Origin of the sequence: Pseudomonas sp. UFMG81, assembly GCF_015354575.1 — a bacterium.
Taxonomy (GTDB): Bacteria; Pseudomonadota; Gammaproteobacteria; order Pseudomonadales; family Pseudomonadaceae; genus Aquipseudomonas.
This window is the reverse complement of sequence record NZ_JACAFQ010000008.1, coordinates 206,969-219,791: the sequence shown is the minus strand read 5'-3', so window position 1 is coordinate 219,791 and position 12,823 is coordinate 206,969. Positions and strand designations below refer to the sequence as shown.

Here is a 12,823-nt window from a genome sequence, read left to right as displayed (position 1 = left end):
CAAGGCCAGTAGCGATCACTGCGCCACAGCCCCCTCACCAGAACGCCCGCCCACCACGAACCACAACGGCCACAGCGCCAGCGCCCCCGCGATACCCGCAGCCAGGGCGAAGTGCAGCAGGCTCGCCCCTGCCCCCAGCATCGCCAGCACCGCGCCACCCAGGCCCAGCAGGGCGATGGTGATCATCCCCAGCATGGCCGAGACCAGGCCCTTGCTCTGCTCGCTCGAGAACAGCGTCATGCGGTACAGCACCGCGTTGGCCACGCCCAAGCCCAGGGCGTACAGGGTCATGCCCGCCACCACGCTGGGCACCGACGGCCAGCACCAGGTCGCCAGCACCATCAGGCACAGGCCAGCCAGGTAAGGCCACAGCGCACCGCGCACCAGCGCCGGCAGTGGGTAGCGGTCAGCGATGCGATTGATGATCAGGTTGCCAAGGATCAGCCCAGCGAACACCGGCAGTTGCCACAGGGCGTACTCCATCCGGCTCAGGCCCTCGTCGGTGATCAGCAGCACCGGGGACAGGCCGATCCAGCCAATCAATGGCAAGCCCACCAGGCCAAGTGCCGCGCTACCGGCCACGAAGCGGCGGTTGGCCAGCAGCTGGCCATAACCCGCCAGCAGTGGCAGCAAGTGGATCGGCGTGAACGGCAGGCGCGAACCATCGCGGCGCTCCACCCCCAGCGTCTCCGGCATCAAGCGGTACAACAACAGCCAGCACAGCACTGCGCCGCCGGCAAAGGCCACGAACAGCCAGCGCCAGTCCAGCCATTGCAGCATCAGGGTGCCCACCAGCGGCCCGAGCAGCGGCGACAGCAAGGCGATATTGGCCAGCAAGGCCATCATGCGCACCGCGTCGGCCTCGCTGAAGGCCTCGTTGAGCGCCGGGTAGCTGACCGTGACCACGAAACCCAGGCCGATGCCCTGCAACAGGCGCAGCAGGTTGAACAGGCCGATGTCATGCACCCAGAAGGTCGCCAGGCACGCCACGCCGAACACCACGCAACCGGCCAGCAGCAGCGGGCGCCGGCCATAGCGGTCGGAAAGCGGGCCGATCAGCCACTGCAACAGCACCCCGCCCAGCAGGTACAGGTTGAGGGCATGGGGAATGTATTGCGGGCTGGCATTGAGGTCCTCGACCACCACCGGCATGGCCGGCATGACCGCATCGCTGGCCAGGTAGGTGAGCAGTTCGAATAGCGCCAGCGTAAGGCCGAACAGCAGGGCTCGCAGGGGGGTGATGTACAGCAGTGGTTTCATGATGGCTTTCGGGGGGATCAGGTGGGTCAGGTTATATGCCAGAAATGACGGCGGATTGCTGTGAGCAAGTGTAAGGAGGGCAAAAGCATCGCGGGGCAAGCCCGCCCCCACAGACTCGTGGGAGCGGGCTTGCCCCGCGATTGACGCTGAAACGGAAATTACTGCAAGGCAGTCTCCTGCACCACACGGATCACCCGCTGCGGGAACGGGATGTCGATGCCTTCGGCCTTGAGCCGGTCGCGGGCATGCTCGTTGAGCATGAACAACACGTCCCAGTAGTCGGCGGTCTTGGTCCAGATACGCAGCGACACGGTGATCGAGCTGTCACCGAGGGTCGAGATCACCGCCTGCGGCGCCGGGTCCTGCAGCACCCGTGGGTCCTGGGCCAGCTCCAGCAGCACGTTACGCGCCTTCTGCAGGTCGGCCTCGTAGTCCACGCCAACGTCGAACACCACCTTGCGCGTCGGCTGGCGGTTGGTGTTGGTGATGATGCCGTTGGACAGGCTGCCGTTGGGCATGATCACCGTCTTGTTGTCACCGGTGCGCAGCACGGTGTGGAAGATCTGGATGCTGTCCACGGTGCCCGCGACACCCTGCGCTTCGATCCAGTCGCCGATGCGGAACGGGCGGAACATGAGGATCAGCACGCCACCGGCGAAGTTCGCCAGGCTCCCCTGCAAGGCCAGGCCGATGGCCAGGCCCGCGGCACCGATGGCGGCGACGAACGAGGTGGTCTCGATGCCGATCATCGACGCCACGCTGACCATCAGCAGCACTTTCAGCACGATGTTGGCCAGGGTGCTGATAAAGCCCTGCAACGCCGCGTCGGCCTTCAGGCCAACCAGTTTGCCCAACCGCTCGCTCACCCGGCTGATGATCCACCAGCCGATCGCCAGCGTGAGCAGCGCCAGCAGCAGGCGGCTGCCGTATTCCATGATCAGCGGTAGCCAAGTCTGCGACTGGCGAACCAGCTGGTCGACCTCTGCATTCAAATCCATCGTCTTTCTCTCCTGATGCCAAGCGGCAAAAAACAGTGAAGCAGGCCGCACAGCATTCAGCGACCGCAGGAACCCATGGACATCAATACGCCATCAAGGTTCCTGCCCTCCCCCGGTCAGTCGCGGAAGTTGTTGAACTGCAGCGGCATGTCGAATTCCTTGGCGCGCAGCGCCGCGATCGCCTCTTGCAGGTCGTCGCGCTTCTTGCCGGTGACCCGTACCTGCTCGCCCTGGATGGCGGCCTGGACCTTGAGCTTGGCGTCCTTGATGTGAGCGACGATCTTCTTCGCCAGCTCTTTATCGATGCCTTCGCGGAACTTGGCCTCTTGCTTCACTTCCTTGCCGGACGGGTAGGCATCCTTCACTTCCAGGCACTTGACGTCGATCTTGCGCTTGACCAGCGCCAGGCGCAGGATTTCGATCATGGCCTCAAGCTGGAACTCGGCCTCGGCGGTCAGCAGTACGGTCTGCTCCTTGTCCTTGAACTCGAAGCTGCCCTTGCCCTTGAGGTCATAACGGCGGTCCAGTTCCTTCACCGCGTTGTCCACGGCGTTGGTGACTTCGTGCTTGTCCAGTTCCGATACCACGTCGAACGAAGGCATGGTTGTTCTCCATAAAATAAAAGCGCGCTCAGCTTGAAGATGGAGCGCGTCAGCGTTGGAAGGTTAAAATGCGGGCTCATTATAACGGGTTGCGAAACGCAGATGAGCAGCACCTGGCATATTCTCGGCGCCGGTAGCCTCGGCAGCCTCTGGGCCTGCCGCCTGGCAAGGGCCGGCAAACCGCTACAGCTGATCCTGCGCGACGAGCAGCGCCTGGCCGACTACCGACGCGGTGGCGGGCTGACCCTGGTCGAGCATGACGGGCCCCGCCATTACGCGATCCCCGCCGAGACCTTCGCCGCGCCCACGCCGATCCATCGCTTGCTGGTGGCCTGCAAGGCCTACGACGCAGCGCCAGCCGTCGCGCGCCTGGCACCTCGACTGGCCAAGGGTGCCGAACTGGTGCTGCTGCAAAACGGCCTGGGTAGCCAGGATGAAGTCGCCGAACAGGTGCCTCATGCCCGCTGCATCTTCGCCTCCAGCACCGAGGGCGCGTTCCGCGAAGCCGACTGGCAGGTGCGCTTCGCCGGGCATGGTTTCAACTGGCTGGGCGACCCGGCCAACCCCAGCCCGCCGCTATGGTTCGACGACCTGCACGATGCAGGCATTCCCACCCAATGGACAGCGGATATCACCACGCGGCTATGGCGCAAACTGGCCCTCAACTGCGCGATCAACCCACTGACCGTCCTGCACGACTGCCAGAACGGGGGTCTGCTCGGGCACCTCGCCGAAGTCGACCAGCTGTGCGACGAACTCGCCATCCTGTTGCAGCGCTGTGGCCAGCCCGAGGCCGCCCAGGACCTGCATGAGGAAGTGCAACGGGTCATCGTCGCCACCGCAGCCAACTACTCTTCGATGTACCAGGATGTTCGCCACGGCCGGCGCACCGAGGTGCACTACCTGCTCGGCCATGCCTGCCGCACCGCGGCCCGCCACGGTGCCGAGGTACCGCACCTGGAACGCCTGCACCGACGCCTGGTCGATAACCTTCAGGCCCGTGGCCTGCGCAGCGAATGACACTGACCACCCATCGGATATGGACACCTACTGACCCATGACCCTGCGCCAACGCCTGGAAAACCTCCCGGTCGGGCAAAAACTGCTGGCGGCCTTACTGGTGCTGCTGGTGACCATCCTGCTGGTGGCCAACCTGGCGTTCATCAGCGCCGCCTACTGGATCACCCAGGAAAGCATGGCGCCCCAGGCGTTGCAGACCATCGGCAAGCTGGTCGCCAACCCGCAACTGTCGGCCCGCGCCGGCGACTCGCCGGAAACCGCCAGCGCACTGCTCAAGGAGCTCGGCAACTACACCCCCCTGCGCGCCGCAGCCATCTATGGCGGCGACGGGCAGATGCTCGCCCAGCTACAGCATGGCGACGCGCTGGCCCTGCCCAAGCGTTATCGCAACATCGACGGCTGGCGCCTGATGGAGTTTCGCAGCACCCAGCTGATTCGCCTGCCGCGCAACGCCAGCCCGCCCGCTCACTTGCTGCTGGTGGCCAGCAGCGAGCTGCCCACCGCGTTCTACACCGGCACCCTGACCGCCAGCCTGGCGATCCTGGTGTTCAGCATCCTGCTGTGGCTGGTCATCGCCCGGCAGATCAAGCGGCTGATCACCCTGCCGATCAACAACCTCGAAGAACTATCGCGCCAGGTTACCCGCGAGGAGAGCTATGCCCTGCGCGCCCAGCGCGGCAACGATGACGAGATTGGCAGCCTGGCCGAGGCATTCAACACCATGCTGTCGCGTATCGAAGCCCGCGAACAGCAACTCAAAGGCGCCCGCGACGAGTTCCAGCAGGCCTATGACCAAGCCCAGGGCCTGGCCGAAGAAACCCGCCACACCAACCGCAAGCTGGAGCTGGAAGTCCAGGTGCGCAGCAAGATCGAGAAAAAACTCACGGGTTTCCAGAACTACCTCAACAGCATCATCGACTCCATGCCCTCGGCACTGATCGCGCTGGATGAACAGCTCTACGTCACCCAGTGGAACCACGAGGCCACGGTGCTTTCCGGCACGCCGCTGGACGAAGCGCTGAACCAACCGATCTTCCTCGCCTTCGAACCGCTCAAGCCGTTCCTGCCGCAGCTCAAGGAGAGTGTCGAGAAGCACCGGGTGGCGAAGATCGAGCGCGTCACCTGGCCCAAGGGCGACGACCTGCGCCACTACGCCCTGACCTTCTACCCACTGACCGGTGGCGGCGGCCGCGGTGTGGTGATCCGTATCGACGACATCACCCAGCGCCTGTCGCTGGAGGAGATGATGGTGCAGTCGGAAAAGATGCTCTCGGTCGGCGGCCTGGCTGCGGGCATGGCCCATGAAATCAACAACCCGCTGGGGGCGATCCTGCACAACGTGCAGAACATCCGCCGGCGCTTGTCACCGGAGCTGCCGCGCAATCAGGAGCAAGCCACCGAACTGGGCCTGGACCTGCCGGCGGTCAACCGCTACCTGGAAAGCCGCGAAGTGCCGCAGTTGCTCGATGGCATCCAGCAGGCCGGCGCGCGGGCGGCGAAGATCGTCACCCACATGCTCAGTTTCAGCCGCCGCAGCAACCGCCAGCTGGCGCCCTGCGACCTGCCGGCACTGATCGACCAGGCGGTGGAGATCGCCGGCAACGACTTCGACCTGGCCATCGGCTTCGACTTCAAGGGCCAAGCTATTGTCCGGCAGTTCGACCCCGAGCTGGGGCCGGTGCCCTGCACCGCCAACGAACTGGAACAGGTGCTGCTCAACCTGCTGAAGAACGCCGCCCAGGCCATCCACCAGCGCCCGCAACCCAGCGAGCCTGGCCGCATCACCCTGCGCACCCGGCTCAACCCACCGTGGGCGGAAATCCAGGTCGAGGACAACGGCGTGGGCATGCCCGAGACGGTGCGCAAACGCACTTTCGAGCCGTTCTTCACCACCAAGGAGATCGGCCAGGGCACCGGGCTCGGGCTCTCGGTCTCGTACTTCATCATCACCAACAACCACAAGGGGCAGATGGAAGTGCAGTCCACGCCCGGCCAGGGCACCTGCTTCACCCTGCGCCTGCCCCTCGCCCAGCCGGCCAGCCCGGTGACGGCCAACACGGAGGCATGACATGGGCTATCGCCTGTCGAAGATCTACACCCGCACCGGTGACAAGGGCGAAACCGGGCTCGGCGACGGCCGCCGGGTGCCCAAGGACCATCCACGCATCGAGGCAATCGGTGAGGTGGACAGCCTCAACAGCCATCTCGGTGTGTTGCTGGCAGGGCTGGCCGAGGCCGGCCTGGAAGAGCTGGTCGAGGTGTTGGCGCCGTGCCAGCACCGCTTGTTCGACCTGGGTGGCGAGCTGGCGATGCCCAGTTACCAGGCATTGAACACCGTTGAAGTGGAACGCCTGGAGGCGGGCATCGACCGCTGGAACGACGAATTGGGGCCGCTGAAGAATTTCATCCTGCCCGGGGGCTCGATGCTGGTAGCGCAAGCCCATGTGTGCCGCAGCGCGGCGCGGGCGGCGGAACGGCGGTGTCAGCAGTTGAACGCGGTGGAGCCGTTGGAGGGGGTGGGGTTGGCGTATATCAACCGGCTTTCCGACCTGCTGTTCGTCGCGGCAAGGATCATCGGGCGGCGGCAGGGGGTGCCCGAAGTGTTGTGGCAGCCTGCCGACAAGCCGCTGGGCTGAAATCGCCGGGGCCGCTGCGCAGCCCTTTCGCCGGCAAGCCGGCTCCCACAGGTGACGGCGGCAATTTCGTGGGAGCCGGCTTGCCGGCGAAAGGACCGCAAGGCGGTCCCTATCAGAAACGACTCAGGCCTCAGGCCAGAACGCCCTGATCCCGGCAACGCCTTGAGCGCCAACGTCCCAGGCCTGCTCACGCTCACCCGGCCCGACGCCCCCCAGCAGGAACACCGGGTGGCTGATCCCGGCGATCAAGCGCTGTGCCTCGTCCCACCCCAGCGGCGTAGCATCCGGATGGGTCTGGGTCGCCTGCACCGGCGACAAGGTGACGAAGTCGACACCCATCTGCTCTGCCAGCGCCAGCTCTTCAGCACTGTGGCATGACGCCGCCAGCCAGCGATTGCTCGGGAATGGTCGGCCTTTGGCCGCGTACTTGCGCAACTGCGCCGCCGTCAGGTGCCAGCCGGCCGACGGGAAGTCGCCCAGCCACTCCAGCGGCCCCTTGAGCATCAACTGCGCCTTGCCCGCGCACAGCCCGACCGCGTCCACCGCCACATCGCGGTACTTGGGGTCGTACATGTCCGGCGCCCGCAGCTGGATCAGCTTGATCCCACTGGCGACCGCCTTCTGGATGCCCTTGAGCAACTGCGGCACCTCCAGCCCGTCCGGGGTGATCAGGTACTGATCCGGCAAGCGCGCCGCCGCGACGATGGGTTTGTTGGCCTCAGGGAATTCGTACTGGCCCAGGTCCCGTGGTGCCACCCAGGCCAACGGCTGGCCTTCGGCACCGTGGGGCTCGCCGCTGAAAGCGGTGACTTCACGGACATCCAGCAACACCTGTTTGTCCGGGTAATCGTGGCTGACCTTGATCAGCGGGCGCGAAGCGTCGACGTCGATCCCCAGCTCTTCGCGCAGTTCACGGGCCAGCGCCGCCTCGACGCCCTCGCCCTCCTCCACCTTGCCGCCGGGGAACTCCCACAGGCCGCCCTGGTGCTGGGTGTCGGCGCGCCGGGCAATGAGAATGCGCCCGTCGGTGCCGCGAATGACTGCCGCTACTACATGAATCCGTTTCACGCTGCACGCTCCGCCAGGCCTGCCTGCTGCCAGGCCTGGAAGGCTGGCCACTGGTAGAGGGTCTCGATGTAGGCGGCGGCTTCGGCCGGCACCTCGACCCGGTAGGTACGCAGGCGCACCGCCACCGGGGCGAAGAAGGCGTCGACCAGGGTTGGGCGGCCGAACAGGAACGGGCCGGTGTCCTTCGCCACCAGGCGGCATTCAGACCACAGCGCGACGATGCGGTCGATATCGACCTGCACGTCCAGCGGCACGCTTTCCAGCGCGGCGTCGCGGGACAGGTCGAACGGCATGGCACCACGCAGGGCGAAAAAGCCGCTGTGCATCTGCGCGCACGCCGAACGGGCCTGGGCACGGGCAGCAACGTCTTCAGGCCACAGCTTGGCTTGCGGGTGCTGTTCGTTGAGGTACTCGGCGATGGCCAGGGAGTCGGCGATCACCCCATGCTCGGTCTTGAGCAACGGTACCTTGCCGGTGGCCGAGAACGCGAGGATGCGTTGGCGGGTGTCGGGCTGGTCGAGTTTGATCAGGGTTTCTTCGTAGGGGACGCCTGCCAGCTCGAGGGCCAGGGCGCCGCGTAGCGACCAGGAGGAATACAGCTTGTCGCCGATGATCAGGTGATAGCTCATGGGGCGGCTCCATTGAATGGGTAATTGCACAGCCCGGTGGCTGCTGCGCAGCCATTCGCGGGCAAGCCCGCTCCCACAGGGATCGCATCGCTCCCAGGCCACGCATGACCTGTGGGAGCGGGCTTGCCCGCGAAGGGGCCTTTGGATCAATGCATCAAGTGCGGTATTCGGCGTTGATCTTCACGTACTCGTGGGACAGGTCGGTGGTCCAGATGGTTTCGCTGCACTGGCCGCGGCCCAACTCGATACGGATGGTGATCTCTTCCTGGGCCATCACCTTGGAGCCCTGCTCCTCGGTGTAGCTCGGGCTGCGCCCGCCTTGGCTTGCGATGCACACGCTGTCCAGGTACACGTCGATCAGGCTGACGTCCAGCTCTGGCACGCCGGCGCGGCCAACAGCGGCCAGGATACGGCCCCAGTTCGGGTCGGAGGCGAACAGCGCGGTCTTGATCAGCGGCGAGTGGGCCACGGCGTAGCCGACGTCCAGGCATTCCTGGTGGTTGCCGCCGCCGTTGACCTGCACGGTGACGAACTTGGTGGCACCTTCACCGTCGCGGACGATGGCCTGGGCCACTTCCATGCACACCTCGAACACCGCCTGCTTCAGCGCTTCGAACAGTTCGCCGCGGGCCTCGGTCACCTCAGGCACGTCGGCCTTGCCGGTGGCGATCAGCATGCAGCAGTCGTTGGTCGAGGTGTCGCCATCGATGGTGATGCGATTGAACGACTTGTTGGCGCCGTCGAGCATCAGGTCCTTGAGTACCGCAGGGGCGACCTTGGCGTCGGTGGCGATGTAGCCGAGCATGGTGGCCATGTTCGGGCGGATCATGCCCGCACCCTTGCTGATGCCGGTGACGGTGATGGTCTTGCCGTCGAACTGGAACTGGCGGCTGGCACCCTTGGGCAGGGTGTCGGTGGTCATGATGCCGGTGGCGGCTTCGGCCCAGTGGTTCTCGGACAGGTTGTCCAGTGCGGCCTGCAGGGCGCCTTCGATCTTCTCGACCGGCAGTGGCTCACCGATCACCCCAGTGGAGAACGGCAGCACCGACTCGGCAGGTACACCCGCCAGCTCAGCCAGCTTGGCGCAGGTGCGCTCAGCGGCGGCCAGGCCTGGGGCGCCAGTGCCGGCGTTGGCATTGCCGGTGTTGGTCAGCAGGTAGCGCACGGTGCCCTGCACACGCTGTTTGCTGAGAATGACCGGCGCTGCGCAGAAGGCGTTCAGGGTGAACACGCCGGCGACGCTGGAGCCTTCGGCACAACGCATCACCACCACATCCTTGCGCCCGGGGCGCTTGATGCCCGCCGAGGCGATGCCGAGTTCGAAACCGGGAACCGGGTGCAGGGTGGGCAAAGGACCAAGACCAACAGCCATTAGAGCGCTCCTAGAAAATATGCGGGGATTGGGGGGCGCTTCGCGCCCCTTTCGCGACACAAGGCCGCTCCTACAGGGGTGTTGCTATCCCTGTAGGAGCGGCCTTGTGTCGCGATGGGCTGCAAGGCAGCCCCAGGATCTCAAGCCAGGGGTGAGGTCAAATCACTCGATCTGACCATGGCAGTGCTTGAATTTCTTGCCCGAACCGCACCAGCACGGCTCGTTGCGGCCCAGCTTCAGGTCGTTGCGCACCGGTGCCGAGGCAACGGCGACTTCGGCACCTTCCTCAGCCAGCTGCTCGGCGTCCAGGCCAGGGGCTGCGGCATGCTGGAACTGCATGCGGCTGGCCAGCTCTTCGGCTTCGCGGCGCAGACGGGCCTCTTCCTCGGCCGGGTCTTCGCGGCGCACCTGAACATGCGACAGCACGCGGATGGTGTCGCGCTTGATCGACTCCAGCAGCTCCTGGAACAGGGTGAACGACTCGCGCTTGTACTCCTGCTTCGGGTTCTTCTGCGCATAGCCGCGCAGGTGGATGCCGTGGCGCAGGTGGTCCATGGTCGACAGGTGGTCTTTCCACAGGTCGTCCAGCACACGCAGCAGGATCTGCTTCTCGAAGGTGCGCAGGGCGTCTTCGCCGGCCTGGTCTTCTTTCTCGTTGTAAGCCGTGGTGATCTCGGTGATCAGCTTCTCGCGAAGAGTCTCTTCGTAGAGGTGATCGTCCTCGTCCAGCCACTGCTGGATCGGCAGCTTGATGGCGAAGTCGCTGGCCAGCGAGGCTTCCAGGCCGGCCACATCCCACTGCTCGGGCAGCGACTGCGGCGGGATGTGCTGGCTGATGGTGGCATCGAGCACTTCCTGGCGGAACTCGCCGATGGTGTCGCCGATGTTCTCGGCGGCCAGCAGGCTGTTGCGCATGTGGTAGATCACCTTGCGCTGTTCGTTGGCCACGTCGTCGTATTCGAGCAGCTGCTTACGAATGTCGAAGTTGCGGCCTTCGACCTTGCGCTGGGCTTTTTCGATGGCGTTGGTGACCATACGGTGCTCGATGGCTTCGCCGGACTGCATGCCCAGTGCCTTCATGAAGTTCTTCACCCGGTCGGAGGCGAAGATGCGCATCAGGCTGTCTTCCAGCGACAGGTAGAAGCGGCTGGAACCGGCGTCGCCCTGACGGCCGGCACGGCCACGCAGCTGGTTGTCGATACGGCGCGATTCGTGACGCTCGGAGGCGATCACGTGCAGGCCGCCCGCTTCGAGCACCTGCTGGTGACGCTTCTGCCAGTCGGCCTTGATCTTGGCGATCTGCTCGGCGCTCGGGTTGTCCAGCGCTGCAACTTCGGCCTCCCAGTTGCCACCCAGCAGGATGTCGGTACCACGGCCGGCCATGTTGGTGGCGATGGTCAGCGCACCTGGCGCACCCGCTTGCGCGATGATCTCGGCTTCTTTCTCGTGGTACTTGGCGTTCAGGACCTTGTGATCGATACCTTCCTTCTTGAGCAGGTTGGACATGTGCTCGGAGGTTTCGATGGTCGCGGTGCCGACCAGAACAGGACGGCCCTGGGCCATGCTTTCCTTGATGTCGGCGATAATCGCGACGTACTTCTCGTCAGCGGTCAGGTACACCAGGTCGTTGAAGTCCTTACGGGCCAACGGCTTGTTCGGTGGGATGACCATCACGTTGAGGCTGTAGATCTGGGCGAACTCGAACGCCTCGGTGTCGGCGGTACCGGTCATGCCGGACAGTTTTGTATAGAGGCGGAAGTAGTTCTGGAAGGTGGTCGAAGCCAGGGTCTGGCTTTCGGCCTGGATGTTCAGGTTTTCCTTCGCCTCGATCGCCTGGTGCAGGCCTTCGGACAGGCGACGGCCCGGCATGGTGCGGCCGGTGTGCTCGTCGATCAGGAGGATCTGGCCTTCCTGGACGATGTACTCGACGTTGCGGTGGAACAGCTTGTGCGCACGCAGGCCGGCGTAGACGTGCGTCAGCAGGCTCAGGTTGTGCGCGGAGTACAGGCTCTCGCCCTCGGCCAGCAGGCCGGACTGGGTGAGCATGTCCTCGATGAACTGGTGGCCGGCCTCGTTCAGTTCGACCTGGCGGCTCTTCTCGTCGATGCTGTAGTGACCTTCTTGCGTCACTTGGCCTTCGACTTCCTCGATGTGTTGCGTCAGGCGCGGGATCAGGCGGTTGATCTCGATGTACAGCTTGGAGCTGTCCTCGGCCTGGCCGGAGATGATCAGTGGGGTGCGCGCTTCGTCGATGAGGATCGAGTCGACTTCGTCGATCACGGCGAAGTTCAGCTCACGCTGGAACTTCTCGTCCTGGCTGAACGCCATGTTGTCGCGCAGGTAGTCGAAACCGAATTCGTTGTTGGTGCCGTAGGTGATGTCGGCGGCGTAGGCGGCGCGTTTTTCTTCCGGCGGCTGGAATGCCGAGACGATACCCACGGTCAGGCCGAGGAATTCGTACAGCGGGCGCATCCAGTTGGCGTCACGGCGGGCCAGGTAGTCGTTGACCGTGACCACGTGCACGCCCTTGCCGGACAGCGCGTTGAGATACACGGCCAGGGTACCGACCAAGGTCTTGCCTTCACCGGTGCGCATTTCTGCGATCATGCCCTCGTGAAGGGTCATGCCGCCGATCAGCTGCACGTCGAAGTGACGCATGCCCATCACGCGCTTGCCGGCCTCACGGGCCACGGCGAAGGCTTCTGGCAACAGCTGGTCGAGGGTTTCGCCTTTGGCCAGGCGCTCTTTGAACTCTGCGGTCTTGCCCCGCAGCTGCTCGTCGGAGAGGGCCACCATCTTCTCTTCGAAGGCATTGACGGTACCCACCGTCTTGAGCAGGCGTTTGATTTCGCGCTCGTTCTTGCTTCCAAAAAGTTTTTTTAACAAAGGCGCAAACATATCGGCAGGATCTTCCACACGTAGGGATGGAGGGCGGCCCCATGAGTCGCCCGTGCAGCCCTGAGGCCGCATGCGAACGAGCATTCTACCCGGAAACGATGGTGAGGAAAGTGGTGGATTTCCACGATGCTGGCACAGCGCTTTTAGGGGGCCTGACTAACATAGGGGCTTTTTTGCCAAGTTCAAGGTGGCGAAAGATGAAACGTATCGAGAATGACTTGCATCAATAACAGGCAGTCACTGCCTGATCGATCGCCATCGCGGGGCAAGCCCGCCCCCACATTCACGCGTGGGAGCAGCCTTGCCCCGCGATGAAGCCGCAACTGTTAGACTGCCAATC

Annotated in this window: 10 protein-coding genes; 3 read left to right on the top strand and 7 right to left on the bottom strand. The window is 64.5% G+C overall.

Annotated elements, in window-relative coordinates; genetic code table 11:
• Positions 1-15: 15 nt before the first annotated feature.
• From IX761_RS08995 to IX761_RS08985, 3 genes are all read right to left on the bottom strand, one after another.
• Positions 16-1,260 carry an MFS transporter gene (locus tag IX761_RS08995; protein WP_194789237.1) on the bottom strand — a complete coding sequence of 415 codons (1,245 nt, stop codon included), beginning with the start codon at positions 1,258-1,260 and terminating at the stop codon, positions 16-18.
• A gap of 158 nt (positions 1,261-1,418) precedes the next feature.
• Positions 1,419-2,258 carry a mechanosensitive ion channel family protein gene (locus tag IX761_RS08990; RefSeq protein ID WP_194789236.1) on the bottom strand — a complete coding sequence of 280 codons (840 nt, stop codon included), beginning with the start codon at positions 2,256-2,258 and terminating at the stop codon, positions 1,419-1,421.
• Positions 2,259-2,374: 116 nt separating this feature from the next.
• Positions 2,375-2,860: a YajQ family cyclic di-GMP-binding protein gene (locus tag IX761_RS08985; RefSeq protein WP_194789235.1), complete on the bottom strand. Its 486-nt coding sequence runs from the start codon at positions 2,858-2,860 to the stop codon at positions 2,375-2,377.
• 102 nt (positions 2,861-2,962) lie between these two features.
• Between IX761_RS08985 and IX761_RS08980 the strand changes: the two genes are divergently transcribed.
• Genes IX761_RS08980 through IX761_RS08970 form a run of 3 tightly spaced genes read left to right on the top strand, consistent with a single transcriptional unit; the run spans position 2,963 to position 6,516 of the window.
• Positions 2,963-3,880 carry a putative 2-dehydropantoate 2-reductase gene (locus IX761_RS08980; protein ID WP_194789234.1) on the top strand — a complete coding sequence of 306 codons (918 nt, stop codon included), beginning with the start codon at positions 2,963-2,965 and terminating at the stop codon, positions 3,878-3,880.
• A gap of 37 nt (positions 3,881-3,917) precedes the next feature.
• Complete coding sequence (locus tag IX761_RS08975) at positions 3,918-5,948, top strand: ATP-binding protein (protein ID WP_194789233.1); 2,031 nt, start codon at positions 3,918-3,920, stop codon at positions 5,946-5,948.
• Between the two features lies 1 nt (position 5,949).
• Positions 5,950-6,516, top strand: a complete 567-nt coding sequence (locus tag IX761_RS08970) for a cob(I)yrinic acid a,c-diamide adenosyltransferase (protein ID WP_194789232.1) — start codon at positions 5,950-5,952, stop codon at positions 6,514-6,516.
• Positions 6,517-6,639: 123 nt separating this feature from the next.
• Here IX761_RS08970 and IX761_RS08965 read toward each other — a convergent pair whose 3' ends face one another.
• The 4 genes from IX761_RS08965 to secA all read right to left on the bottom strand — a co-directional run bounded on the left by IX761_RS08965 (position 6,640) and on the right by secA (position 12,483).
• Complete coding sequence (locus tag IX761_RS08965; RefSeq protein ID WP_194789231.1) at positions 6,640-7,584, bottom strand: Nudix family hydrolase; 945 nt, start codon at positions 7,582-7,584, stop codon at positions 6,640-6,642.
• The gene (locus IX761_RS08960) at positions 7,581-8,213 is read right to left on the bottom strand and encodes a glutathione S-transferase family protein (RefSeq protein WP_194789230.1); all 633 of its coding nucleotides are present in this window, start codon (positions 8,211-8,213) and stop codon (positions 7,581-7,583) included. The genes IX761_RS08965 and IX761_RS08960 overlap by 4 nt, the downstream gene beginning before the upstream one ends.
• Positions 8,214-8,367: 154 nt before the next feature.
• A complete protein-coding gene (gene argJ / locus IX761_RS08955; RefSeq protein ID WP_194789229.1) occupies positions 8,368-9,585 on the bottom strand; it encodes a bifunctional glutamate N-acetyltransferase/amino-acid acetyltransferase ArgJ in 1,218 nt (405 codons plus the stop codon).
• A 162-nt stretch (positions 9,586-9,747) separates the two neighbouring features.
• A complete protein-coding gene (gene secA / locus IX761_RS08950) occupies positions 9,748-12,483 on the bottom strand; it encodes a preprotein translocase subunit SecA (protein ID WP_194789228.1) in 2,736 nt (911 codons plus the stop codon).
• Positions 12,484-12,823 lie beyond the last annotated feature (340 nt).

Bases quoted from the DNA above. Each gene is read 5' to 3' on its own strand.
- IX761_RS08995 (WP_194789237.1), bottom strand. From the start codon at position 1,260: ATGAAACCACTGCTGTACATCACCCCCCTGCGAGCCCTGCTGTTCGGC.
- IX761_RS08990 (WP_194789236.1), bottom strand. From the start codon at position 2,258: ATGGATTTGAATGCAGAGGTCGACCAGCTGGTTCGCCAGTCGCAGACT.
- IX761_RS08985 (WP_194789235.1), bottom strand. From the start codon at position 2,860: ATGCCTTCGTTCGACGTGGTATCGGAACTGGACAAGCACGAAGTCACC.
- IX761_RS08980 (WP_194789234.1), top strand. From the start codon at position 2,963: ATGAGCAGCACCTGGCATATTCTCGGCGCCGGTAGCCTCGGCAGCCTC.
- IX761_RS08975 (WP_194789233.1), top strand. From the start codon at position 3,918: ATGACCCTGCGCCAACGCCTGGAAAACCTCCCGGTCGGGCAAAAACTG.
- IX761_RS08970 (WP_194789232.1), top strand. From the start codon at position 5,950: ATGGGCTATCGCCTGTCGAAGATCTACACCCGCACCGGTGACAAGGGC.
- IX761_RS08960 (WP_194789230.1), bottom strand. From the start codon at position 8,213: ATGAGCTATCACCTGATCATCGGCGACAAGCTGTATTCCTCCTGGTCG.
- argJ (WP_194789229.1), bottom strand. From the start codon at position 9,585: ATGGCTGTTGGTCTTGGTCCTTTGCCCACCCTGCACCCGGTTCCCGGT.
- secA (WP_194789228.1), bottom strand. From the start codon at position 12,483: ATGTTTGCGCCTTTGTTAAAAAAACTTTTTGGAAGCAAGAACGAGCGC.